Origin of the sequence: Streptomyces sp. P3, from assembly GCF_003032475.1 — a bacterium.
Classification (GTDB): Bacteria; Actinomycetota; Actinomycetes; order Streptomycetales; family Streptomycetaceae; genus Streptomyces.
Genome location: NZ_CP028369.1, coordinates 5,688,094 through 5,712,931 on the forward strand (window position 1 = coordinate 5,688,094; position 24,838 = coordinate 5,712,931).

The 24,838-nt window shown below is 72.6% G+C and carries 21 protein-coding genes; 14 read left to right on the forward strand and 7 right to left on the reverse strand.

The annotated features are described in order from the left end of the window. Nucleotides 1-51: 51 nt before the first annotated feature. Nucleotides 52-2,091: a bifunctional aldolase/short-chain dehydrogenase gene (locus tag C6376_RS25230; RefSeq protein ID WP_107445527.1), complete on the reverse strand. Its 2,040-nt coding sequence runs from the start codon at nucleotides 2,089-2,091 to the stop codon at nucleotides 52-54. Between the two features lie 137 nt (nucleotides 2,092-2,228). After that, a complete protein-coding gene (gene rhaI, locus C6376_RS25235) occupies nucleotides 2,229-3,389 on the reverse strand; it encodes an L-rhamnose isomerase (RefSeq protein WP_107445528.1) in 1,161 nt (386 codons plus the stop codon). 274 nt (nucleotides 3,390-3,663) lie between these two features. Here rhaI and C6376_RS25240 point away from each other — a divergent pair, with 274 nt between their 5' ends. The 10 genes from C6376_RS25240 (at nucleotide 3,664) to C6376_RS25285 (ending at nucleotide 14,646) form a co-directional block, all read left to right on the forward strand. Further along, complete coding sequence (locus C6376_RS25240) at nucleotides 3,664-5,181, forward strand: sugar ABC transporter ATP-binding protein (protein ID WP_107445529.1); 1,518 nt, start codon at nucleotides 3,664-3,666, stop codon at nucleotides 5,179-5,181. Next, nucleotides 5,178-6,245, forward strand: a complete 1,068-nt coding sequence (locus C6376_RS25245; RefSeq protein ID WP_107445530.1) for an ABC transporter permease — start codon at nucleotides 5,178-5,180, stop codon at nucleotides 6,243-6,245. The genes C6376_RS25240 and C6376_RS25245 overlap by 4 nt, the downstream gene beginning before the upstream one ends. Beyond that, nucleotides 6,238-7,230, forward strand: a complete 993-nt coding sequence (locus C6376_RS25250) for an ABC transporter permease (protein ID WP_107445531.1) — start codon at nucleotides 6,238-6,240, stop codon at nucleotides 7,228-7,230. Before C6376_RS25245 ends, C6376_RS25250 begins: the two co-directional genes overlap by 8 nt. Before the next feature lie 39 nt (nucleotides 7,231-7,269). Continuing rightward, nucleotides 7,270-8,355, forward strand: a complete 1,086-nt coding sequence (rhaS, locus tag C6376_RS25255) for a rhamnose ABC transporter substrate-binding protein (protein ID WP_107445532.1) — start codon at nucleotides 7,270-7,272, stop codon at nucleotides 8,353-8,355. A gap of 17 nt (nucleotides 8,356-8,372) precedes the next feature. Beyond that, nucleotides 8,373-8,693: an L-rhamnose mutarotase gene (locus C6376_RS25260; RefSeq protein WP_107445533.1), complete on the forward strand. Its 321-nt coding sequence runs from the start codon at nucleotides 8,373-8,375 to the stop codon at nucleotides 8,691-8,693. 81 nt (nucleotides 8,694-8,774) lie between these two features. Further along, nucleotides 8,775-10,199, forward strand: a complete 1,425-nt coding sequence (locus C6376_RS25265) for a BNR repeat-containing protein (protein WP_107445534.1) — start codon at nucleotides 8,775-8,777, stop codon at nucleotides 10,197-10,199. A gap of 91 nt (nucleotides 10,200-10,290) precedes the next feature. Continuing rightward, entirely contained in the window at nucleotides 10,291-11,322 is a 1,032-nt protein-coding gene (locus C6376_RS25270) for a LacI family DNA-binding transcriptional regulator (protein WP_107445535.1), read from the forward strand. Between the two features lie 235 nt (nucleotides 11,323-11,557). Further along, complete coding sequence (locus C6376_RS25275; protein WP_107445536.1) at nucleotides 11,558-12,859, forward strand: alpha/beta fold hydrolase; 1,302 nt, start codon at nucleotides 11,558-11,560, stop codon at nucleotides 12,857-12,859. A 28-nt stretch (nucleotides 12,860-12,887) separates the two neighbouring features. Beyond that, a complete protein-coding gene (locus C6376_RS25280) occupies nucleotides 12,888-13,631 on the forward strand; it encodes a PIG-L deacetylase family protein (protein ID WP_107445537.1) in 744 nt (247 codons plus the stop codon). A gap of 184 nt (nucleotides 13,632-13,815) precedes the next feature. Beyond that, nucleotides 13,816-14,646, forward strand: coding sequence for a pentapeptide repeat-containing protein (locus C6376_RS25285; RefSeq protein WP_107445538.1), 831 nt, complete (start codon nucleotides 13,816-13,818; stop codon nucleotides 14,644-14,646). Here the strand turns inward: C6376_RS25285 and C6376_RS25290 are convergent. Further along, nucleotides 14,608-16,245: a cytochrome P450 gene (locus C6376_RS25290; RefSeq protein ID WP_107445539.1), complete on the reverse strand. Its 1,638-nt coding sequence runs from the start codon at nucleotides 16,243-16,245 to the stop codon at nucleotides 14,608-14,610. The two genes, C6376_RS25285 and C6376_RS25290, sit on opposite strands and share 39 nt — an antisense overlap. A 107-nt stretch (nucleotides 16,246-16,352) precedes the next feature. Between C6376_RS25290 and C6376_RS25295 the strand changes: the two genes are divergently transcribed. Further along, the gene (locus C6376_RS25295; RefSeq protein ID WP_107445540.1) at nucleotides 16,353-16,967 is read left to right on the forward strand and encodes a TetR/AcrR family transcriptional regulator; all 615 of its coding nucleotides are present in this window, start codon (nucleotides 16,353-16,355) and stop codon (nucleotides 16,965-16,967) included. Nucleotides 16,968-17,061: 94 nt separating this feature from the next. Continuing rightward, the gene (locus tag C6376_RS25300) at nucleotides 17,062-17,790 is read left to right on the forward strand and encodes a DUF2470 domain-containing protein (RefSeq protein WP_107445541.1); all 729 of its coding nucleotides are present in this window, start codon (nucleotides 17,062-17,064) and stop codon (nucleotides 17,788-17,790) included. On the opposite strand, the gene C6376_RS25305 is transcribed toward C6376_RS25300, so the two are convergent. The 3 genes from C6376_RS25305 to C6376_RS25315 form a co-directional block, all read right to left on the reverse strand. Further along, nucleotides 17,758-19,044 (reverse strand): lactonase family protein, encoded by a 1,287-nt coding sequence (locus C6376_RS25305; RefSeq protein ID WP_107445542.1) that lies wholly within the window; start codon nucleotides 19,042-19,044, stop codon nucleotides 17,758-17,760. The genes C6376_RS25300 and C6376_RS25305 overlap by 33 nt on opposite strands. Nucleotides 19,045-19,154: 110 nt before the next feature. Next, entirely contained in the window at nucleotides 19,155-20,198 is a 1,044-nt protein-coding gene (locus tag C6376_RS25310) for a hypothetical protein (RefSeq protein WP_107445543.1), read from the reverse strand. Nucleotides 20,199-20,226: 28 nt separating this feature from the next. Continuing rightward, nucleotides 20,227-21,480: an aromatic acid exporter family protein gene (locus C6376_RS25315; RefSeq protein WP_107445544.1), complete on the reverse strand. Its 1,254-nt coding sequence runs from the start codon at nucleotides 21,478-21,480 to the stop codon at nucleotides 20,227-20,229. A gap of 214 nt (nucleotides 21,481-21,694) precedes the next feature. Between C6376_RS25315 and C6376_RS25320 the strand changes: the two genes are divergently transcribed. Next, on the forward strand, nucleotides 21,695-22,297 hold the full coding sequence (locus C6376_RS25320; protein ID WP_107445545.1) for a TIGR03086 family metal-binding protein: 603 nt from the start codon (nucleotides 21,695-21,697) through the stop codon (nucleotides 22,295-22,297). A gap of 120 nt (nucleotides 22,298-22,417) precedes the next feature. On the opposite strand, the gene C6376_RS25325 is transcribed toward C6376_RS25320, so the two are convergent. Further along, a complete protein-coding gene (locus tag C6376_RS25325) occupies nucleotides 22,418-23,017 on the reverse strand; it encodes an HD domain-containing protein (protein ID WP_107445546.1) in 600 nt (199 codons plus the stop codon). A 494-nt stretch (nucleotides 23,018-23,511) separates the two neighbouring features. Between C6376_RS25325 and C6376_RS25330 the strand changes: the two genes are divergently transcribed. Beyond that, nucleotides 23,512-24,822, forward strand: a complete 1,311-nt coding sequence (locus tag C6376_RS25330; RefSeq protein ID WP_107445547.1) for an ROK family transcriptional regulator — start codon at nucleotides 23,512-23,514, stop codon at nucleotides 24,820-24,822. Nucleotides 24,823-24,838: the final 16 nt, after the last annotated feature.

The window sequence follows — 24,838 nt, forward strand, 5'->3', positions numbered from 1 at the left end:
CGCGCCCGCTGGACGCGCCGAGGTCGACGGCGGCGTACGACTTCACGGCCGTCACCGGAGGAACGCGGCCGCCACACCCGCGTCGACGGGGACGTGGAGTCCGGTGGTGTGGGTGAGCTCGCCGCCGGTCAGCGCGAACACGGCGTTCGCCACGTGCTCGGGCAGCACCTCGCGCTTGAGGATGGTCCGCTGCGCGTAGAACTCGCCCAGCTTCTCCTCCTCGATGCCGTAGGTGGCGGCCCGCTGGGCGCCCCAGCCGCCGGCGAAGATGCCCGAGCCGCGCACCACGCCGTCGGGGTTGACCCCGTTGACGCGGATGCCGTGCTCACCCAGTTCGGCCGCGAGCAGCCGCACCTGGTGGGCCTGGTCGGCCTTGGTGGCGGAGTAGGCGATGTTGTTGGGCCCGGCGAAGACGGCGTTCTTCGAGGCGATGTAGACGATGTCGCCGCCGAGGCGCTGCGCGATCATCACCCGGGCCGCCTCGCGAGAGACGAGGAAGGACCCGCGGGCCATGATGTCGTGCTGGAGGTCCCAGTCCTTCGCCGATGTCTCCAGCAGCGGCTTGGAGATCGAGATGCCGGCGTTGTTGACGACCAGATCGACCCCGCCGAAGGCGAGCGCGGCCGCCTCGAAGGCGGCGGCGATCTGCTCCTCGGACGTCACGTCGACGGTGACCGCGACGGCCCTGTCGGGACCGCCGAGCTCCTCGGCCACGGCGGCGGCGTTCTCGCCGTTCAGGTCGGCCACGACCACGCAGGCGCCCTCGCCGGCCAGCCGGTGCGCGATCGCCTTGCCGATCCCGCTGCCGCCCCCCGTCACCAGGGCGACCCGGGTGGCGAGCGGCTTGGGCTCAGGCATCCGCTGGAGCTTGGCCTCCTCGAGCGCCCAGTACTCGATGCGGAACTTCTCCGACTCCTCGATCGGCGCGTACGAGGACACCGCCTCGGCGCCCCGCATCACGTTGATCGCGTTGACGTAGAACTCGCCGGCCACCCGGGCGGTCTGCTTGTCCTTGCCGAAGGAGAACATGCCCACGCCCGGCACCAGCACGATCGCCGGGTCGGCGCCGCGCATCGCGGGGGAGCCGGGCTCGGCGTGCCGCTCGTAGTAGGCGGCGTACTCCTCGCGGTAGGCGGTGTGCAGTTCCCCGAGCCGGGCCACGGCCTCCTCCAGGGGAGCGCCGGGCGGCAGGTCCAGGACCAGCGGCCGCACCTTGGTGCGCAGGAAGTGGTCGGGGCAGGAGGTGCCGAGCGCGGCGAGCCGCGGGTGCTCGGCCCGCGCGGCGAAGTCGAGGACGACGTCCGAGTCGTCGAAGTGCCCGACCTGCGGCCGGTCCTGGGAGGCGATCGCCCGCACGTACGGGGCGAGCGCGGCCGCCCGCCCGCGGCGCTCGTCCTCGGGCAGCGGGCCGTAGCCCTCGAGGACGGGACCGAAGGGCTCGGCCTTCCCCCTGTCCGCGAGGAAAGCCTCGGCGGTGCGGATGATGTGCAGCGAGTTGCGCTCGCACTCCTCGGCGCTGTCGCCCCAGGCGGTGATGCCGTGACCGCCGAGGATCACGCCGATCGCCTGCGGGTTGGCCGCCTTGATCGCGGCGATGTCCAGGCCGAGCTGGAACCCGGGCCGCCGCCACGGCACCCAGGCGACCGCGTCGCCGAAGCACTCGGCGGTCAGCTTCTCCCCGTCGGCGGCGCAGGCGAGCGCGATGCCGGAGTCCGGGTGCAGGTGATCGACGTGCGGGGCGTCGACGAGCCCGTGCATCGCGGTGTCGATGGACGGAGCCGCCCCACCCTTGCCGTGCAGGCAGTAGTCGAACGCCGCGACCATCTCGTCCTCGCGCTCGACCCCCGGATAGACGTCCCGCAGCGCCCGCAGCCGGTCCAGCCGCAGCACGGCCAGTCCGGCCCCGGTGAGCGTGCCGAGGTCGCCGCCCGACCCCTTCACCCACATCAGCTCGACGTCCCCGCCGGTGACGGGGTCGGTGTCGGAGCCCTTGGCCGACGTGTTGCCGCCGGCGTAGTTGGTGTTGCGGGGATCGGCGCCGAGCCGGTTCGACCGGGCGAGGAGAGCGGCGGCTTCGGGGTGGGTGGTCATGCGGATTCCTTACTTCTCGAACGCGGGTGACGAAGTGCCCCGAGGGGCGCGGGGTGGTATCGGCGTGCGGCTCCGCCGCGCGGACGCGACCGGCCACGAGGGCCCGCGGTCCGCGGTGAACAGGTGACGGCGCAGGCTCACGCGCCCCAACCGGCCTGCTCGCCTCCGACCCGCTCTGCGACGATCTTCTGCGCCCACCCGGACGCCCGGTAGGCGGCGACGGGGTCCGGGTTCAGCCCCATCTCCTCGCGCACCTCGGCCAGCAGCGGTCGCACGTCCGTGTTGTACGCGTCCATCAGCACCGCGTTGGCCTCCAGCACGTCGCCGCAGGCCTGGGCGGCGGCCAGGGCCGAGGCGTCGACGAGCAGCGCCTTGGCCGTCGCCTCCTGGACGTTCATCACGGAGCGGATGATCGCCGGGATCTTCGCCTCGATGTTGTGGCACTGGTCGAGCATGAACGCCACGTCGGAGGTGAACCCGCCCCCGCGCACCACCTCGTACATGATCCGGAACAGCTGGAAGGGGTCAGCCGCGCCCACCATCAGGTCGTCGTCGGCGTAGAAGCGGGAGTTGAAGTCGAACCCGCCGAGCTTCCCCTCGCGCAGCAGTGTGGCGACGATGAACTCGATGTTGGTGCCGGGCGCGTGGTGCCCGGTGTCGACCACGACCTGCGCCCTGGGGCCGAGCTTCAGGCAGTGCGCGTACGCCGTGCCCCAGTCCGGGACGTCCGTCGCGTAGAACGCCGGCTCGAAGAACTTGTACTCCAGCAGCATCCGCTGCCCCTCGCCCAGCCGCTCGTACACCTCGGCGAGGCCCTCCGCGAGCCGGTCCTGGCGCGCGCGGAGGTCGTCCTGGCCGGGATAGTTCGTCCCGTCCGCGAACCAGAGCTTCAGATCGGTGGAGCCCGTCGCGTCCATGATGTCGACGCACTCGAGCAGGTGGTCGACCGCCTTGCGGCGCACCGCCGCCTCCGGGTGGCAGATGCTGCCGAGCTTGTAGGCGTCGTCCTGGAAGGTGTTGGAGTTGATCGCCCCCAGCCGCACGCCCCGGTCCTCGGCGTGCTTGGCGAGCGCGGAGTAGTCCTCCACCTTGTCCCACGGGATGTGCAGCGCCACGGTCGGGGCCGCCCCGGTGACCGCGTGCACCTGTGCCGCGTCGTCCAGCTTCTCCTGCGGGGTGCGCGGAACCCCCTGCTGGGCGAACACCTTGAAACGGGTCCCCGAGTTCCCGTACGCCCATGACGGCGTCTCGACGGCCTGGGTCTTCAGCGCGGCCTTCACGGCGACGAGGTCGGTCACTTCGGGCTCCTGTGACATCAGTCCGAGATCGACTCTCGGATGAAACGATTCAGTACGGGAAGCTATGAGCCCGCCGAACGGGTGTCAACCCCCCGGGCCTGGCGTGTTCACCGTGACCCATGCGTGACCTTCGTGTATCGAAAACTTTTCGACACGTACCCATTGACGTGACATGCCCGGGATGCCTAACGTCCCGGCCATCCAGTTGAAACCTTTCACGACGCCGTGGCGGCCCCCAGTGGCCCGGCCCGCGGCCGTCGTCGAGGAGCCACCCATGACCCACCCGTCCGACACGGGACCGCCCCCGGTACTGGCACTGAGGGACGTCACCAAGTCCTTCGGCGCCGTACGCGCCCTGCGGGGCGTCTCCCTGGAGCTGTTCCCCGGCGAGGTACACGCCCTCGCCGGCGAGAACGGCGCGGGCAAGTCGACCTTGATCAAGACCCTTGCGGGGGTGCACCGACCGGACGCCGGTCGGGTGCTGCTCGACGGCGAGTCCGTCGTCTTCCACGGTCCCGGCGACGCCCGCGACGCCGGAATCGCGGTGATCTACCAGGAGCCCACGCTCTTCCCCGACCTGTCGATCGCCGAGAACATCTTCATGGGCCGCCAGCCCCGGCGGGCCCTCGGCCGCATCGACCACAAGGCCACCCATGCCGCCACCGCCGCCCTGATGCAGCGCCTCGGCGTCGACCTCGACCCCGAGCGCCCGGCGCGCGGACTGTCCATCGCCGACCAGCAGATCGTCGAGATCGCCAAGGCGCTCTCCTTCGACGCCCGCGTCCTGATCATGGACGAGCCCACCGCCGCCCTCACCGGCAGCGAGGTCGCCCGTCTCTTCGGCGTGGTGCGCACCCTGCGCGAACAGGGCGCCGCCGTGCTGTTCATCTCGCACCGGCTCGAGGAGATCTTCGAGATCTGCCAGCGGGTGACCACCCTGCGCGACGGGGCGTGGGTCGCCAGCGAGCCGATCGAGGGCATGGCCGAGGACGACCTGGTCCGCCGGATGGTCGGCCGCGATCTCGCCGAGCTCTACCCCAAGCAGGACGTCACACCGGGCGAGGTCGCTCTCAGCGTCCGCCGGCTGACCCGCGAGGGCGTCTTCACCGACGTGTCCTTCGAGGTCCGCCGCGGCGAGATCGTCGGCCTCGCCGGACTGGTCGGGGCCGGCCGCACCGAGGTCGCCCGAGCCGTCTTCGGCATCGACCGATGGGACGCCGGCGAGGTCTCGGTGGACGGTCGCCCCCTCACCAACGGAGCCCCCTCCACCGCGATGTCCGCGGGCCTCGCCCTGGTCCCCGAGGACCGGCGCGCCCAAGGCCTGGTGATGGACATGTCCATCGAGCGCAACATCGGTCTCACCGGGCTGCGCGCCACCGTGAAGGCCGGACTGATGGACCGCGGCGCCGAACGCAGCCGCTCCCTCGACTGGGCGGTCAAGCTCCAGGTGAAGTACGCCCGGATCGCCGACAGCGTCAACACCCTCTCCGGCGGCAACCAGCAGAAGGTCGTGCTCGCCAAGTGGCTGGCCACCGGCCCCAAGGTGCTGATCGTCGACGAGCCGACGCGTGGCATCGACGTCGGCACCAAGGCCGAGGTCCACCGGCTGCTGAGCGAGCTGGCCGCCGACGGGGTCGCCGTTCTGATGATCTCCTCCGACCTGCCCGAGATCCTCGGCATGGCCGACCGCGTGCTGGTGATGCACGAGGGCCGGCTCACCGCCGAGATCGCCCGCACCGACGCCACCGAGGAAACCGTGATGGCCGCAGCCACCGGGAGGGCCGCCGCATGACGGTGACCACATCCCACGAGGCCCCCGTCGCCGGGACGCCGAAATCCAGCGGCACCCGGCTCGTCGACCGCGTCTTCAAGATGCGCGAACTCGCCATCCTGGCCGTCTTCCTGGTGATGATCGCCGTCACCCAGGCCGGCAACAGCGAGTTCCTCTCCGAGCAGGGCATCAAGGACCTGCTGCTGAACGCGACCATCCTGGTGCTGGTCGCCACCGGCCAGTCCCTGGTCGTCATCACCCGCAACGTCGACCTCTCGGTCGGCTCCACCCTCGGCATCAGCGCCTTCGCCGCCGGCACCTATCTGCAGGGCGGCGGCAACCCGGTGGTCGCGATCGTCCTGGCGATGCTGCTGGGCGTCGGCTTCGGGCTGCTCAACGGCCTGCTGGTCAGCCTGGGCCAGGTGCCCGCCCTGGTCGTCACCCTCGGCACGCTCTACATCATCCGCGGCATCGACTCCATCTGGGTCGGCTCCCGCCAGATCACCGCGGCCGACCTGCCGGACTCCTTCGTCGACTTCGGCTCCGGCGGCCTCTCGGCGGTGCCGTGGCTGGCACTCATCGCGGTCGCCGTCCTGATCGCGACCGCCTACTACCTCAAGCAGTTCGGCAGCGGACGCGAGCTGTACGCGCTCGGTTCCAACCCCGAAGCCGCCCGGCTCGCCGGCATCCCGGTGCGCAAGCGGATCCTCGCCGCCTACACGTTCTGCGGCGGTCTCGCCGGTCTCGCCGGCGCCATGTACCTGGCCCGGTTCGGCAACGTCGACTCGGGGACCGGCACCGGCTACGAACTCACCGTCGTCAGCGCGGTCGTGGTCGGCGGCATCGCCTTCACCGGCGGCTCCGGCAGCGTCTACGGCGCCGCCCTCGGCGCCCTGCTCCTCACCTCCATCAACAGCGTCCTGCCCGCCCTCGGCGTCAGCTCGGTCTGGGTGCTCGCCATCAACGGCGTGCTGCTCCTGCTGGCCATCGCCGTCGACCGGATCGTGGCGCTGCGGGTGGCGTCCGCCCTGAAGAAGAAGTCGGCCTCCGTGCCGGCCGTAGAGAAGGGAGAGGCCCGTGCCTGAGTCCCTGGCCCGCGCGATCCGCTGGGACACCGTCGTGGGCGCCCTCCTGATCGTCCTGCTGCTGTTCTCCTTCTCCTTCGTCGACGGCTTCGGCAACGCGCTGAACCTGTCCTTCCTGATCGGCAACACCCTGCCGATCGCCCTCATCGCCCTGCCGATGACCCTGCTGGTGGTCTCCGGCGAGATCGACCTCTCGGTCGCCTCCACGGCCGGCCTGTCCGGCGCGGTCATGGGCGCCCTGTGGAACCAGGGTCTGACCATCGAGGCGATCATCCCGATCTGCCTGCTGCTGGGCGTGGTGTGCGGACTGATCAACGGTCTGCTCGTGACGCGGCTGGGCCTGCCCTCCCTCGCCGTCACCATCGGCACCCTCGCCGCCTACCGGGGCATCGCACAGATCGTGCTCGGCTCCGACGCGGTGACCGACTTCCCCACCCAGTACCTGGACTTCGCGGCCGGAAGGTTCGGGGACAGTTTCCTCCCACAGGCCTTCCTGCCCTTCGTGGTGCTGCTCGCGATCGCGGTGGTCGTCCTGCACGCCACCCCGTTCGGGCGCTCGCTCTTCGCGACCGGCGCCAGCGAGGAGGCCGCCCGGTTCGCCGGCATCCGCGTCAAGCGCCAGAAGCTCGTCCTGTTCACGGTGACCGGCCTGATGGCCTCCCTCACCGGGATCTTCTGGGCCCTGCACTACGCCAGCGCCCGCTACGACAACGCGACCGGTCTCGAACTCTCCGTCGTCGCCGCGGTGCTGCTCGGCGGCATCGACTTCGACGGTGGCAAGGGCACGTTGGGCGGTGCGATCGCGGGAGTGTTCCTCCTCGGCGCACTGCAGAACGTGATGAGCCTCCTCAACGTCTCCGCCCAGTCGCAGATCGTCGTCACGGGCGTCCTGCTCGTCGTCTCCGTGCTGGGCCCCCGGGTCGCACGCCAGATCTCCGTCGCGAGGGCGGGCCGTAGAGCCGCTGCCTCGACCCCGACGGCCTGAGAATCACCCCCGCCCTCCTCACTAAGGACTCACACCACCATGCGCAAGTCATCCCTCCGCCGTGCCTGTGCGGCCCTCGCCGCAGTCTCCTCCCTCGCCCTCGCCGCCACCGCCTGCGGCGGCACCACCAAGGAGGACGTGAAGAAGGAGAGCACCGGCGCGGCTGCCGCCGCCACCGGCAAGGCCGACCCGAACGCGGCCACCAAGAAGGGCCTGACCGTCGGCTTCCTGCCCAAGCAGGTCAACAACCCCTACTTCACCTCCTCCGACAAGGGCGGCGAGGCGGCCCTGAAGGAGCTGGGCTCCAACTACAAGGAGGTCGGCCCCTCCAGCGCGACCGACACCTCCAGCCAGGTCTCCTACGTCAACACCCTGACCCAGCAGCAGGTCGACGCGATGGCCGTGTCCGCGCAGGACCCGGGCGCCCTGTGCACCGCGCTCAAGCAGGCCATGAGCAACAAGATCAAGGTCGTCACCTACGACTCCGACACCAACCCCGAGTGCCGCAACGCCTTCGTCTCGCAGGCGTCCGCCGAGGACCTCGGCCGCACCGAGGTGCAGCTGCTCGCCGAGCAGATCGGCTACAAGGGCGAGATCGCGATTCTGTCGGCCGCGCAGACCGCGACGAACCAGAACACCTGGATCGACTTCATGAAGGACGAGCTGAAGGACCCCAAGTACAAGGACATCAAGCTCGTCAAGGTGGCGTACGGCAACGACGACGCCCAGCAGTCCTTCCAGCAGACCCAGGGCCTGCTGCAGCAGTACCCGAACCTGAAGGGGATCATCTCCCCGACCACCGTCGGCATCAAGGCGGCCGCACAGTACCTGTCGGGCTCCAAGTATAAGGGCAAGGTCAAGCTGACCGGCCTGGGCACCCCGAACGACATGCGCACCTACGTCAAGAACGGCACCGTCGACGCCTTCGAGCTGTGGGACCCCTCGAAGCTCGGCGCACTGGCCGCCCAGACCGCGGTGGCGCTGGTCTCGGGCCAGATCACCGGCGCCGAGGGTGAGACCTTCAAGGCCGGCGGCGCGCAGTACACCATCGGCAAGAACGGCGTGATCAACCTCGGCAAGCCGACCGTGTTCAACGCCAAGAACATCGACCAGTTCAACTTCTAGGTCTGGAGCGGTACTTCATGCAGCGCGTCTGTTTCCTGCTCAAGGTCCGACAGGACCGCCTCGCCGAGTACCGCGAACGCCACGCGGCCGTGTGGCCGGAGATGCTCGAAGCTCTCTCGGCCACCGGCTGGCACAACTACTCGCTCTTCCTGAGAGACGACGGCCTGCTCGTCGGCTACCTGGAGACCGAGGACTTCGCCGCCGCCCTGGCCGGCATGGAGGCCGCCGACGTCAACGCCCGCTGGCAGGCGGAGATGGCCCCGTTCTTCGAGTCCCTGGACGGCGCCCGGCCCGACGAGGCCATGAAACCCCTCACCGAGGTCTTCCACCTCGCCTGAGACCCGCCCCGAACTGCCGACACCCCCCACACCCGACCGCCGCCCTCTTCCCCTGCTCTCGCACGACAACGGAGTCCCGAGATGAGACGACGCACCCTGCTGGCCGCCACCCTCCTCAGTGCCGCAGCCTCCCCGGTGCTGGCCGCCGGCACCGCACGCGCCGCCGACCCCGGCCCCTCGGTCACGAGGAGGACGACCACGCTCCTCGACGCCCAGGCCGTGTTCTTCGTGTCCTACGACGGCCTGGTCAACAACAACTCGTTCCAGAAGAACGGCCTGCTGACCTACAAGGGCTACCAGTACGCCACCTGGTACACCTCCACCCGGAACGCGGTCGTCGCCCGCCGGGTCCTGGGGGGAACCGCCTGGTCCACGGTGACGCTGGCGCACCAGCTCAAGTCCAGCGACTCGCACAACGTCATCTCCATGGGCGTCTCGAAGGCCGACGGCCGGCTCCACCTCAACATGGACTCCCACAGCGACGGCTTCTTCTACGTCAAGTCGGTCGCCGGACTCCTCGACAACCCGGCGACCACGTCCTGGACGTCATCCGTGTTCGGCGCCGTCCAGACCACCCTCGACGGACTCGCGCTCACCTCCCAGTTCACCTACCCGCAGTTCGTCTCCACCCCCGAGGGCAGACTCCAGCTCAGCTACCGGGTCGCCATATCCGGCAACGGCCGCAACGCCCTCGCCGAGTACGACGGTTCGAGGTGGCAGAACCTCGGCGAGTGGTCCAGCTCCACCGGCACCTACACCAGCGAGCACGGCTCCAGCACGGCCCGCAACATGTACCTGCACGGCATCGACTACGACGTCAACGGCCGGCTGCACTCCTTCTTCACCTGGCGCGAGCAGAACGGCGCCGTGATGTGCTCCGGCGGCGGCATCACCAACCACGACACCGGCTACGTCTACTCCGACGACCGCGGCCGGACCTGGCGCAACAACGCGGGCGCGGTCGTCGGCGTCACCGGCGGCTCCGACAAGGTGGCGGTGACCGACGGCGGACTCGTCGTGGACCCGCTCAACCCCGACCACTCGCTGATGAACCAGGAGAGCCAGGCCACCGACTCCGCGGGCCGGCCGCACGCGATCATCAGCTACGTCCCCGGCCGCTTCGGCCAGTGCACCACCGACTACGTCCGCGACCGCACCGCCAACGGCCGCGCCTTCCACCTGCGCAAGAACAGCGCCGGCGGCTGGCAGAAGACGGAGATCCCGGTCGTCCTCGGCTCCAGCCAGCGCACCAAGCTCGTCCTGGACAAGTACGACAACGCGTACGCGATCTTCCCGTTCGGCAGGATCGCCGGCGCCTCGAAGGCCTCCGGCCACACCGACTGGAAGATCCTCTTCGACGGCAGCGGCCTCAACGCCTTCGGTGAGGTCGTCATCGACGAGATGCGGGTCAAGGCGGACAACACGCTGTCGTTCATGTACCAGGAGAAGTCGAGCGGGACGACCCCGTCGGCGCTCCGCGTCATCGACTTCGCGCTGCCCGCATGACCGGCGCACCGGCTCGGCCGGAAGCATGGCGGCATGACGGTAATGTGAAGGCCGTCCCGCCGTGCCCCGTTCACCTGGAGGTTCACGCCTGATGGCCCAGTCGGTGGGTATCAAGGACGTCGCCCGTGCCGCCGGAGTCTCCGTCGGTACGGTGTCCAACGTCATCAACCGCCCGGACACCGTCGCCACGGAGACCCGGGCCCGGGTGCTCTCGGCGATAGACCGTCTCGGATACGTCCGCAGCGAGTCGGCCCGCCAGCTGCGCGCCGGACGCAGCCGGATCATGGGGCTGCTCGTCCTCGACATGGGCAACCCGTTCTTCGTGGACGTCGCCCGGGGCGCCGAGCGCGCCGCCCGGGACGCCGGGCTCGGCGTCATGGTCTGCAACAGCGCCGAGAGCGCGGGCGAGGAGGCCGAGTACCTGTCGCTCTTCGCCGAGCAGCGGGTGCGCGGCGTGCTGCTCACCCCGGCGGACGCGACCGGCCGCAACATCGAGTCCTTCCGCCGGCACGGCATCCCCTTCGTCCTCGTCGACCGGGTCTCCGAAGGCACCGCCGAGTGCTCGGTGTCGGTGGACGACGTGGCGGGCGGGGCGCTGGCCGTGCGGCACCTGATCGACGCGGGTCACCGCTCCATCGCCTACGTCAGCGGCCCGCCCGGCTTCACCCAGGTCCGCGACCGCCGTACCGGTGCGCTGGCCGCGCTCGCCGAGGCGGGCCTCGGCCCCGAGCGGCTGCGCGAACTGCCCACCGAGCGGCTCGACGTCGCCGCCGGCCGGGACGCGGGCGCCCGTCTGCTGGGCCTCGCCGACCGCCCGACCGCCGTGTTCTGTGCCAACGACCTGCTCGCGCTCGGCGTGCTGCAGGCCATGTACGCGGCCGGCGTGGGCGTCCCCGACGACCTCGCCATCGTCGGCTACGACGACATCGAGTTCGCGGCCGCGGCGGCGGTCCCCCTCACCTCCGTCCGGCAGCCCGCCGTCACCATGGGCGCCCTGGCCGCCGAGATGCTGCTGGAGGAGACGGAGGAGGAGCACGAGAACGGGACGCGGGCACACGAACACCGTCGCGTGGTGCTCCAGCCGGAACTGGTGGTCCGCCGGTCGAGCCTGTCGGCGCGCTGAGCGTCCGTCCGACCGCCGCGGCCGACGGTGACGCCCTCCCCGGCGCAGCGACCCTCCGGGCCCCGCCCTCCGTGTGCCCGGCTGCGCCGTGACCGTCGGGCGGGCTCCGGTGTCGGTGTCCTTGCCGAGCGGCGCCGTTCAGGAGCCGGAGGGTGATCACCGGACCCCGGTCGCCGACCGCAGATGTGCTGAACTGGGACGCGGCCCGTACATCGAGCGTCCCGGGAGACCCCTGTTGTCCCTCAGCTACCGCCAGCCCGGCGTCGTACTCACCGACCGCCGCTTCACCGTGCCCCTCGACCACGCAGACCCGGCCGGGGAGACGATCTCGCTGTACGCCCGCGAGGTCGTCGCGAGCGACAAGGCCGGCCAGGACCTGCCATGGCTCCTCTACCTCCAGGGCGGACCCGGATTCGGCGCCCACCGCTTCGTCGGCCGGCCGGCCTGGCTCGGCCGTGCGCTGGAGGACTACCGCGTCCTCCTCCTCGACCAGCGCGGGACCGGCCACTCCACCCCGGCCAACCGCCAGACGCTCCCGCTGCGCGGCGGACCGGCCGAACAGGCCGACTACCTCGCGCGCTTCCGCGCCGACTCCATCGTCCGGGACTGCGAGCTGATCCGCCGCGAGGTCACCGGCGGCGCCCCGTGGACCGTGCTCGGCCAGAGCTTCGGAGGCTTCTGCACGGTCACCTACCTCTCCACCGCACCGGAGGGCCTGGCCGCCGCCCTGATCACCGGCGGTCTGCCCGCCCTGGACGGTCACGCCGACGACGTCTACCGCGCCGCGTACCCGCGCATGGAGCGCAAGGCCGCGGCGCACTACGCCCGATACCCGCAGGACGCCGAACGGGCGCGCCGCGTCGCCGACCACCTCCTGCACCACGAGGTGACCCTCCCGAGCGGCTACCGCCTCACCGCCGAGGCCTTCCAGACCGTCGGCATCCTCCTCGGCGGCGGCGAGGGCAGTCACCGTCTGCACCACCTCCTCGAGGAGGCCTTCGTGCCCACCCCGCAGGGCCCCGCGCTCTCCGACGCCTTCCAGGAGGAGACGCAGGTCCGGCTCTCCTTCGCCGGGCACCCGCTCTACGCCCTCCTGCACGAGGCGATCTACGGACAGGACGCCCGTCCCACCGCATGGTCCGCCGAGCGGGTGCGCGCCGAGTTCCCGCAGTTCGACGCCGCCAGGACGCTCACCGGCGACGGCCCGCTGCTGTTCACCGGCGAGACGATCCACCCCTGGATGTTCGACGCCGACCCCGCGCTGCGCCCGCTGCGCGAGACCGCCGAACTCCTGGCCGCCCGCACCGACTGGACGCCCCTGTACGACCCGGCCCGCCTGGCCGCCAACGAGGTTCCGGTCGCGGCCGCGATCTACCACGACGACCTGTACGTCGACACCGCCCACTCCCTGCGCACCGCGCGGGCGATCCGGGGGCTGCGCACCTGGGTCACCGACGAGTTCGAGCACGACGGCGTCCGGGCCGGCGGCCCGCGCGTCCTGGACCGGCTGCTCGCCCTGGTCCGTGACGAAGCGTGATGTCGGTGTCACGCACTAGTCTGCGGACATGACCGAGCCGGCGATCCCTCAGCTCCAGCCCATGCCCGAGGACTGGCGGCGCGCCCTGGCCGTGGTGGCCCATCCGGACGACCTCGAGTACGGGTGCTCGGCGGCGATCGCCGCCTGGACCGACGCCGGCCGTGAGGTCGCCTATGTGCTGGCGACCCGCGGCGAGGCCGGCATCGACACCCTCGCGCCCGCCGAGTGCGGCCCGCTGCGCGAGCGGGAGCAGCGGGCGAGCGCGGCCGTGGTGGGCGTCTCGACGGTCGAGTTCCTCGACCACCGGGACGGCGTCGTCGAGTACGGGCCCGCCCTGCGCCGGGACATCGCCGCCGCGATCCGCCGGCACCGCCCGGAGCTCGTGATCACCCTCAACCACCGGGACACCTGGGGCGGCGTCGCCTGGAACACCCCCGACCACGTCGCCGTCGGCCGCGCCACCCTCGACGCGGCCGGGGACGCCGGCAACCGCTGGATCTTCCCGGAACTCGTCGAGCGGGGCCTCCAGCCCTGGAACGGAGTGCGCTGGGTCGCCGTGGCGGGTTCCGCGACGCCCACCCACGCGGTCGACGCCTCGGCGGGGCTGGAGCGCGCCGTCGGCTCGCTGCTCGAGCACCGTGCCTACATCGAGGCGTTGACCGACGAGGAGCCCGAGAGGTACGCCCGGGGGTTTCTGACCGGGGTGGCGAACTCGGTGGGGGAGCGGTTCGGCGGCAGGCCGGCCGTGGCGTTCGAACTGTTCGGCCGGTAGCGGGACGTGTCCTTCGGCCGTGCCGGTCGGTGGCCCGGTGGCCCGGTGGGCCGGAACAACGGGTGCACGGAGCATGGCCGCAGGATGCTCCTATGGCTGTCAAGTCGATGACGTCAGTCAGTAGGCGAGTCAGGCTCATCAGCAGAACCACCAGTCACATCCTCACTGTCAGTAGGGTGGACGGATGCACGATGAGACTGTGGACCCGGCGGCGCTGCGCGGCGACTGCGCGAACTGCTTCGGCCTGTGCTGTGTGGTCCTGCCCTTCGCCCGCTCCGCCGACTTCGCGATCGACAAGCCGGCCGGCACACCCTGCCCGAACCTGGGCGAGGACCACCGCTGCGGCATCCACGCGCGGCTGCGCCGGACGGGCTTCACCGGCTGCACGGTCTACGACTGCTTCGGCGCCGGGCAGAAGGTCTCGCAGGTCACCTTCGGCGGCCGGGACCGCAATGCCGCTCCGCCGGCCGAGGCCCGCCGGATGAGCGAGGTGTTCCCGGTCGTGCGGCAGCTCCACGAACTCCTGTGGTACCTCGCCGAGTCGCTCCGCCTGCCCGCGGCCCGCCCGGTCCACGCGGACCTGCGCCGGGCGCTGGCGAAAACCGAGGAACTGACCCTGCTGCCCCCGGGAGAGCTGGTCGCGCTCGACGTCCCGGCGCACCGGCAGGACGTCAACGTGCTGCTGCTGAGGACCAGCGAGCTGGTCCGGGCCGGCGTCGGCGGACGGCGCAAGGAGCGCCGGGGCGCCGACCTGATGGGCGCCCGCCTCAGGGGTGCCGACCTGCACGGTGCGAACCTGCGCGGCGCCTGCCTCATCGCGGCCGACCTCGCCGGCGCCGACCTGCGCCGGGCGGACATGATCGGCGCCGACCTGCGCGACGCCGATCTGACGGACGCCGACCTCACCGGCGCGTTCTTCCTCACCCAGCCGCAGCTGAACGCGGCCAGGGGGAGCGCGGGCACCCGGGTGCCGACGTCACTCGCCCGTCCGGTGCACTGGACAACGCCCCTCTGACGAGGACTCACGACCGCGACCGGAGCCGCCCCCCTCGCCCGGCCCGCCGCGCCCGGTCTGCCCGTCGGCTTCGCGCCCCTCGTCCACCCACCCGTCCGGCGGGGCGTCCGGCCCCCCGGACGGCGTCGGCGCACGCCGCTCCAGATGCAGCCGCAGCCCCTCCGGCATCAGTGTCAGCCGTTCCGCGACCCGCAGTCGGTACGCCGGGTCCGGCCGCAGCTCGTAGCGACGCAGCAGCAGCCCGAGCACCAGCGTGGCCTCGTGCAGCGCGAACTGGCGGCCGATGCAGGCCCGTGTGCCCGTCCCGAACGGCTTGAAGGTGTGCGGGGCGCGAGCGCGGACGGCCCGGGCGTCGAAGCGGTCCGGGTCGAACCGTTCGGCGTGGGGACCCCACACCGAGGGATCCCGGTGCAGCATTCCCGTCAGCACCAGCGCCCAGCCGCCCCGCCGCACCGGATGCTCCCCGCCCAGCACGGTGTCCTCCCGTGCCTCGCGCGCGAACGCGGGCGCCGTCGGCCACAGCCGCAGCGCCTCGTCGAGGACCCGGCGGACATAGCGCAACTTCGCCACCTGCTCGTACGCGGGCACGGCCGTGTCGCCCCACACCCGGTCCACCTCGGCGCGGGCGCGGGCCGCGACGCGGGGATCGCGGGAGAGGTAGTGCAGGGCGAAGGAGAGCGCGCCCGAGGTCGTCTCGTGTCCGGCGACCAGGAAGGTGATGACCTGCCGCCGGACGTTCTCGTCCGACAGACGCTCGCCCGTGTCGGGGTGGGTGGTGTCGAGCATCCGGTCGAGCAGGTCGCCGTCCTTGCCGCCCTGCGCGCGGCGGTCCCGCACCAGGGCGTCGACGGTGCGGTCGAGGTAGGCGATGTCGGCCCGGTTGCGGCGTGCGGCCCGCCACAGCAGCGCGGGGGACGGCGCGGTGTTGAGGCGCTGCGCGTAACTGAGGGTGCCGACCATCGCGGTGACGAACGGGTGCGGCCGGTCGCGCTCGAAGGAACCGAAGTCGTGGCCGAACCCGGTGCGCGCGATCGTCTCCAGGGTCAGCTTGGTCATGTCACCGGGCACGTCCACCGCCCGGCCAGCGGCCAGCTCCCGGTCCCAGTGAGCGGTGAGCCGTTCGGCCACGTCCAGCATCATCGGGTGGTAGGCCGCCATGGCCTCCCGGCTGAACCCCGGGGCGAGGACGTCGTGCGCCAGCTGCCAGTTGGGCTCGTGGTTGTACGCCGTGAACAGGGCGTCGCCGACGACGGGCCGCAGGTTGGCGATGCCCAGCCCCACGTGCTTGGCGAAGCGCTGCTCGTCGGACATGTCGGCGGCCAGGCCGGCGCCCCACACGAACACGAACTCCCGGTTGAACGCCTTGCGCCGGAAGATCGGCCCGAGCTGACCGGCGTAGCGCAGGGAGTCCTGCATGGGAGTGCGCCGGCTCGCGCCCAGGACGTCGCCCAGTAGGGGGAGCCGGTGCGCCGGGTGCGGAATGCGGTGCAGTTCGGGCCACCCGAGCTCCGCGCCGCGGAACCCTTTCGGCAGCGCGTCGGGCGCGGCCGTCCCCGTTCCCCTCGCGGCCGTCTTCCCCGTCGTCCCCGTCTCCGCCATGACGCGATCTCCCTTGATGCACCGGCAGGTTGAGCATGTTGTACGTGGGTTCAATAGCACGCCCAGTCTGGTCCCGCCGTCGAGCGGGCGTCAAGTAAGGTGCGAGGATGGCCGCGAACCAGGGCGAGCGCACCCGGCGCCGACTCAGCACCGGGGAGCGCAGGGAACAACTGCTGTCGGTGGGCGCGCGGCTGTTCTCGGAGAGCCCCTACGACGAGGTGTGGATCGAGCAGGTGGCCGAGATCGCGGGTGTCTCCCGCGGGCTGCTGTACCACTACTTCCCCACCAAGCGGGACTTCTTCGCGGCGGTCGTCGAGCGCGAGAGCGAGCGGATGCTGCGCATGACGGCGGCCGTCCCCGGCGTCCCGGTCCGCGAGCAACTGGCCACCGGGCTCGACGCCTACCTGGAGTACGTGGAGACCCACGCGCACGGCTACCGCGCCTTCCATCGTGCGGACGCCGCAGGTGACCGAGGCGTGCGCACGGTCTACCGGCGGGCGCTGGCGGCGCAGGAGCGCCAGATCCTGGCCGCCCTCGGCGTCGACCCCGAGTTCGGCCCGGTGTTCGAGCAACGCCCCGAGGTTCGGCTGGCGGTGCGCGGCTGGCTGGCGTTCACCACGGCGGTGTGCCTGGAGTGGCTGCGCGGCGCGGACCTGTCGCGGGAGCAGGTCAGGGATCTGTGCGCACGGGCGCTGCTGGGGGTCATCGCACCTGCGGCGTGATCTGCCCCCTGACGGCGAAGGGCGCGGCCGCGGCGGTTGGCGCACGAGCGGATCTCCGCTAGGTTAGGCAAGCCTTACCTTAGGAGGTTCCAGTATGGGTGACGACCAGAGTTGGGCGGCCGTGCCTGCCGCCGCCGAGCGCGCCCGCTCGGTGCTCGCGGCCTCGTGGTCCTGCGTGGTGACCGCGGACGGCGGGCGCGAGGAGTTCGTCGGCGCGCACACCGTCGACGACGGCGGCCGGGTGACCCTGCGGGTGCCCGAGGACGGCGCCCTGCGCACGGCCGCGATCTGCGCGCCCCGCGGCGAGCCGGCCGCGGTGCTGGAGTTCGCCGACGTCGCACCCGTCCCGGTGCGCGGCCGAATCCGTGCCCGGCTCTGGCTGGCCGGCTGGTTCGCCCCCGAGGAGAGCGGCCTCGCCTTCCACGCCACGCGCGTCGTGCTGAAGGAGGGCACCGACGCGGTGGTCGTCGACCTCGCCGAGTTCGCCGCCGCCACGCCCGATCCGCTCGCCACCGCCGAGGCGCACCTGCTCACCCATCTCGCCGACGCCCATCCCGACGCCGTGGAGCGGCTGACCCGGCTCGTCCGGTCCGACAGCCTGCACGGCGCCGTCCGGGTCCGGCCGCTCGCCGTCGACCGGCACGGACTGACGCTGCGCATCGAACGCGCCCGCGCCCACGGCGACGTACGCCTGCCCTTCCACGCGCCGGCCGACGACGTCTCCCAGCTCACCGAGCGCATGCACGTGCTGCTCACCCGGGCGGCCGCCGCGTCCTGCCCCCGCGCCGCCCTACAGCGGCAGCGCGCAGACGGCGACGGCTGACGCGAACGGCTCGCCGGCGAGCCGCAGTTCACCTTTCGCGTCCACCCGGAAGACGCTGACCGTGCCGGACCGCTGGTTGGCGGCGAACAGCAGGCCGCCGTCCGGCGAGAGGGCGATCTGGCGCGGGAAGTCCCCTTCCACCGGCACCGTGCCGAGCAGGCGCAGCCGGGCCCCGTCCTGCTCCACGGCGTAGCGCGCGAGGCTGTTGTCGCCTCGGTTGGCGAGGAAGGCGAACCGGCCGTCCGGTGTCAGGGCGGGCTGGGCCGGGTAGTTGACGTCCGCCCTCGCGCCCGTGGACTGCGGCCGGCCGATCGTCAGCCGGCCGCTCGACGCGTCGTAGGCGCAGACCGCGAGGGTGTCGTCGGCCTCGTTCGCCAGGTACGCGTAGCGGCCTCCCGGGTGGAACACGAGATGGCGCGGACCGGCGCCCGCCCGGGTGTGCGCCTGCGCGACCTCGGTGAGCGTGCCCGCCTCCTCGTCCAGCCGGTAGCTGTACACCGTGTCCGTGCCGAAGTCGACGGCGATCACATGGCCGCCGTCCGGGGCGGTGATGAACTGGTGCGCATGCGGGCCCTGTTGACCGCGACGGGGCGCCGGACGCCGGTGCGTGACGTGATCCGTGCGTTCGCCGGGCGCCCCCGAGGCGGTGATCGGGTGCACGGTCACGCTCCCCGAGCCGTAGTCGGCGCTCAGCAGCCACCGGCCACTCGGATGGACCGACACATGGCAGGTGTGCGCCCCGCCGGTGGCCCTGCTGCCCAGCACCGTCCGGTCGGCGAGCCGTACGGCGGTCACCGCGCCCCGCTCGCGTTCGTCGACCGCGTACAGCGTGCCGCCGTCCGGATGCACCGCGAGGTACGACGGGTCCGTGACGCCGGTGATCGTGCCGCCCCCGGTGATCCGCCCGGAAGCGGGGTCGTACGAGGCGACGCCGATGCCCTTCCCGCCACCCTCGGCGGAGGTGTACGTGCCCAGGTACAGCGGGCGGGGACCGGAGGCGCCCGGCGTGGACCCCGGTGTGGTCGCGGGGGCGGCCGACGGCGACGGCCGCGCGGGCGGTGCGGCCTGCGGGGCCTCCCGCGCGGACGCCGGGGCGCCGCCGCCGTCCCCGTCGCCCGCGCAGCCGGCCAGGGCCGACGCCGCCGCAGCGCCGCCGAGCGCGGAGACGAAGCGGCGCCGGCTCCAGCCCCGGCCGCCGTCGGCTCCGCCGGAGCGGGGAGACCCCCCGCGCGCCGTGCCCGTACCGCTGCCCATGCCTCGCACCTGCCGTCGTCGTCCGCCCGCGTCGTGACAGCCACCTTGACCCGGACCGCCGCCGAACGCAAAAGCACGGTGCGGCCGGGGCCGACGGCGGGGGAACGGGGCTACCAGTCTCCGTCCTGCACCGGGCTGCCCGGCGTGTCCTTCAGGTGCTGCACCTGGCCGGGGGCGGGCGGTTCCCACGGGTCCAGGTCGTCGCCGATCCATTCGCCGACCGGCCGCACCGCGCCCAGGGTGTCGCTCGGGGCGACGTCCTGCGCGTCGTCGTCGTAGTAGTCGAACCACGGCAGTCCCGCCCTGGTGTACGCGGCGCGGTCGACCGGCGAAGGCGGTGGCTCCTCGCCGGTGATCCGGCGCCACTCCGGCGGCGTCACCAGATGCACGAAGACCCGGGCGGCGGGTTTTGTCGCGTAGTGCGCGAGCGGACGCTCGTCCCGGTAGACCTCCTGGCGCATCGAACCGCCCACCCCGAGGCCCATCGCGGCGGCCGCCCGGGCCCGCGGCGCCCCGCCCGGACGAGGTGCCGCGCTCGCCGTCGGGGCCGCGGGCGGCAGGCTGCCGAACACCCCGCCGATCAGGTCCTGTGTCAGTGGGATGCGGCGGCTGCGCTCGGTCTCCCGCCACTCGGCGCGCCGATGCTCCTCCAGCGGGAACGACTGCAGCTGCACCCCGCCCCACACCTCCTCGCCGGTGACCTGGCCCTCGACGGTCGCGCCCAGGCCCAGCGGCACCGCGACGAACTGGCGCACCGTGCCGCTGCCGGAGTTGATGCCGTCCAGCCAGGGCTGGCGGGGGAGCGCCACGTAGTTCTGCGGGTCCCGGGAGAGCCGGTCGCTCCACGGCCTGCCGGAGACCGCGCACACCTTGCCCGCCCCGACCTGCAGCGCGGCCGGTTCCGAGGACGACGCGAAGCTCAGCCACATCGCCTCGCGCAGGTACATCGGCAGCATCACGCCCCCGCGCGCCAGCCACTCGGCGGGCACGGAGTCGGCGTGGTCGCGGACCCGCCGCACCGGGAACGCACCGAGGCCGGGCGGCAGGTCGTGGGTGCCCTTCTCCGGCAGTCGCAGGGTCCGCATGAACCGCACCGCCACCCCGCCCGGCAGCCGCAGCATGTCCCCGTCGATCCGCACGGTGGTGTCGGTCATGCGTGTGCTCCCCTCGTCGTGGTGTACGTCACTGGGAACGACGTGCGGTGGTGCTCCGGTTCCGCCACGGCCGGAACCGGCCGCGCAGCCGCTGCCTCAGCCGGTGCAGCCACGGACGGCGCTCACGCTGTTCCCGGCTGTTGCGGTCCAGCTCCTCCAGCAGGCGCCGGGTGCGGTGCTCGGTGTCGAGCTCGTCGATGATGCGGTCGACCTCGGTGAGCATCGCGCCGTGCAGCTGCCACTGGCGGGCGTCGTGCTGGAGCTGTTCGAGCAGGAGCTGGGCGAGCTTGTCCCGGGTCGCCGCGGCCTGCCGCAGCTCGGCGGTGAGCCGGGACTCGGCGGCGTCCGCGTTCTGGCTGACCTGCGTGGTCACCAGCACCGCGAAGCTGACCACCGCGTCGGCCATCTCCGACAGCAGCCGTTCGACCACCTCCCCCGTCCCGGCGGGGAACAGCGGCTCCGGCTCCCGCTGCTTGGCCAGGTCGGTGAAGGTACGGGCGAGCACCCGGAGCACGACCGTGCAGATCTCCAGCGTGTCCAGGCCGGTGCGCAGCACCACCCGGTGCAGCAGCCCCTCCCGGACGCGGGGGTTGAGCCGCAGGCTGTCCTCTGCCTGCCGCAGCGCCGCGTCCACCTCGACGATGTCGTGGTCCAGCCGGCGTGCCTCGTGCAGCCGTTCGGCCGCCCGTTCGTACGGGGTGCGGCCGGCGGCCTCGTCGCCGATGCGCAGCATCAGCTGCCGCAGCCGGCGGGCCAGCCCCTCGATCGACTCGCCCGCCTCCTCCACCCACACCGGAGGCGGCAGCAGCAGGTTGCAGCCGAGTCCCACGAACGCGCCGATCAGGGTCTCCACCACCCGCGACCACGCCGTGTCCCCGACGGTGGTCACGCCGAGCACCAGCATGGCGCTGATCGCCACCTCGGGCACGTACTCGTCGACCCGCACCAGATGCCCCACCGCCAGCGAGGCCACGATCAGCAGCCCGAGGCTCCACCAGGTCAGACCCACCAGAAGACTGAAGGCGATGGCCACGAGGACGCCGGCCACCACCGCGTTCACCCGGCGGATGCCGTTGGTCAGCGTCGCGTACAGGGTGACCTGCACGACCAGCAGCGCGGTCAGCGGCGCGGTCAGCGGCAGCGCCTCGGGGCTCAGGCGCAGCGCGAGGACATAGGCGAGGGTGGCCGCGGCGGCCGACCGCAGCGCCTGGACGACGACGGGGTCCCGGTGGCGCTGTACCAGCCGCACCAGCGGCGCCGCTCGCTCACGTACTTCTCGCATCCTCAAGTCCCGTTCCCCTTCCCCGCCGCCTCGAACGTTTCCGCGGCGCCGCGCGCGTCGCGCCGCGGAAACGGCCGCTTCGGCGACCGGATTCCCCGGCCGCGGACAGTCTGATCGATCAATGTCCATTCAGGACGATGGCTGTCCGCAAGTGTGCCTAGATTGTTCTCGGCGGCCGGAAGAACGCCGGCCGCGGGAGACGAGGGGGAGACGCATGACGGACAAGGCCGGCCCGGTCGGGGTCGAGGTCCTCACCCAGGCGCACGCCTACCTGCGCGAGGTCGTCGCGGGCGTCGGGGACGGACAGTGGGGCAGACCGACACCGTGCGCCGGATGGACGGCACGGCAGGTGCTCAACCACGCCCGCATCGACCAGCAGGGCTACGGTCTGGCGCTCAGCGGCGGCCGGCCCGACAGCGATCCGTTCCACCCGGCCGACGCCCTCGACGGCGACCCGGCGGCCGAACTGGACAAGGTACTCGACATGGTGGCCGAGGCCTACGCGGCGCTGCCCGCGGACACGAAGGAGGCGCCGACGCCGCTCGGCCCGCTGCCCCTGCGGATCGCCCTCGGAGCCGCCGCCATGGATGCCGCCGTGCACGCCTGGGACATCGCCGTCGCCACCGGTCAGGACCGCCCGCTGCCGGTGGAAACGGCCGAGGGCATCAGGCCGGCGGCCGACCGGCTCGTGAACCACCTGCGCGACGCCTACCAGGTCTTCGCCCCGGCCGGAGAGCCCGCGCCGGACCACGACCCCGCGCAGGCGCTGCTGGCCTTCCTCGGCCGCGACCCGCACTGGACCGCCGCCGCGCGCTGAAGCGGCGCCCGCCCGCTCCCGTACGGCCCGCCGCCAGGTCCCCGCGAACGGCCGGACGGGAGCCGCGCCCGAGCCGCTCCTTCCGCCGTGCCCTGCGCGGCCGGAACGGTTCGGCCCGGCTCACCCGTGGACCGGATGCGCCGCCTGCCAGGCCAGCCGCAGATCCGCGCCCTCCCCGACGGCCGTGAGGAACTCGTCCAGATCGAGGAACTCCCGCCACACCGGACGGCCGCCCGCCCGCGCCAGCTCCGCCACGACCCGATCCTCCAGATCCGCGACCCGCTTGTTCTTCCACACCTTGTCGGCCAGGCTCACCAGCAGGTCTTCCACCGCCACGCCCGGGGCCGCCCAGGAGGCGTGGGTCGCGGCGAACCGCGCCCGCTCGGCGGGCACCCCGTGGGCCAGCAGCAGCGCACGCCCCGCCTCCTCGTGCCGCGTGCCCGGTCCGGACAGCTCCTCGGGGTGCAGCGTCTTGCCGATGTCGTGCGTGGCCGCGCCGAACAGCACCGCCTCCCGGTCCACGGGCAGTCGCGGGCAGTGCCGGGCGACCCGGTCGACGAGCCGGGCGGCGACGTCGTGGACCGCTCTGAGGTGCGCCACCAACCGGGGCGGTGCGCCGGTCACGTCCAGCAGCCGCGCCGCTTCCGACGGCATCGGGCGCAGCACGGGGTCCGAGGTGTCGTCCGAGGCGATGGACCGGACGGTCCAGACGGTGGTCATCGTGCCAGCCTAACGACGACCACGGCGGCCGGAAGGCGTCCGCACTCGCCGTCCGCACCCCAACTGCCGCCCGGAAAAGGGCTCGTGCCGGGCGTACGGCGGCGCATCCGGGACGCGTTGCGTACGCGGGACCTGGCCGCGGCGCGGGGCCGGCGACCGGATCTCGGCGACATCCAAAAGGACGAGGCGTTCCGGGCGGCTCCCCGGGAGGCCGAAGGCCGGGCCGTGTCGACGGGTCCGCCCGGCTGCGGCTCGCACTCCACCGCGCCTGCCTCTGCCTGATCATGTTCGTCGAGACCGTTCCCCGGGCGGTCGGCGCGGACCGCGACCGTCGGACGCAGGAGGCCGTCGCCCCGGAGCCGTCGCCGCGCTGCAGGGGATCGCCGAGACGGACGTCTCTTAGCTCACATCGTGAACTAAGGGTTGGACGAATATCGCGTCGTGCCTGTCGACGGAGGTATGTTGCAGGTCGGGCAGGGCTCGGAGGGAGCGACATGACGGGGCGGAACGGGCGCACGGTACGTGACCTGAGGCGGGCCAACCGCACGGCGGTGCTGCAGCGGCTCTACTTCGACGGCCCGCTGAGCCGTTTCGAGCTCGGCCCGGCCACCGGTCTGAGCTCGGGCTCGATCAGCAACGTCGTCGCCGAACTGATCGCGGACGGACTGGTGGAGGAGGCCGGCAGCGTCGACTCCGACGGAGGCCGCCCCCGCATCCTGTTGCGGGTGGCCCCCGGCAGCGGCCACATGATCGGCGTGGACGTCGGCGAGACCCGGGTGCGGATCGAGCTGTTCGACCTGACGCTGACCGAACTCGCGCGCGTGGAAAAGCCGTTGGAACCGCGGCGGTACGAGGTCGACGGCATCGTCGGCCACGTCCGCGACGGCGTGGCCGAGGTGCTGGCGGCGGCCTCCGTCGCCCCCGAACAGCTTCTCGGCGTCGGCATCGGCGTCCCCGGCATCGTCGAGCACACCCCCGGGCGCGGCGCGGTCGTGCACGGTCAGACCATCGGCTGGGACGCCGTCCCGCTGGAGGAGCTGCTGCGTGAGGGCTCTCTTCTCCCCGAGTCGGTCCCGTACTTCATCGACAACGGCGCGAAGACCCTCGGCCAGGCCGAGATGTGGTTCGGCGGCGGACGCGGCGCGCACAACGCGGTCGTCGTCCTCTTCGGCTCGGGTGTCGGCGCCTGCCTCGTCACCTCCGAGGTCGAGCACGGCCGGGCGGTCGAGTGGGGGCACCTCACCGTACGGGTGCGCGGCCGCCGCTGCAGGTGCGGGGCCCTCGGCTGTCTGGAGGCGTACGCCGGTGCCGAAGCCCTGCTGGAGCGCTGGCGCGAGGCCGGCGGCCGGCCGCCGGAGGGCGTGGACGAGGAGACGGCGCTGACGGCGATGCTCGCCGCCGCCTACCCGCCGGGCGGCGACACCCCCGACGGCGGAGGGCGGACCGCCGACCCGGTGGCACTCGCGGTGCTGGAGGAGACGGCGGAGTACCTGGGCGCGGGCCTCTCCGACCTGATCAACCTGTTCCAGCCCGAGCGCATCCTCATCGGCGGCTGGGCCGGCCTGCAACTCGGGGCGCGGTTCCTGCCGGCCGTGCGCCGTCATGCCACCGCGTACGCGCTGCGCCACCCGGCGCAGAAGGTCGGTATCGAGCTCGGACGGCTCGGTCCCGACGCCGTCACCGTCGGCGCGGCGATCCTCCCGCTCGCCGACTTCTTCGCCCGCGGCGGCCGTCGCCCCGACCCCGCCCCCACCGGCCCGGCGCCCGCCTGGCGCACGGTGCTGGAGGAGCGCGCCCCACGCTGAGGCGCCCGCGCCGCAC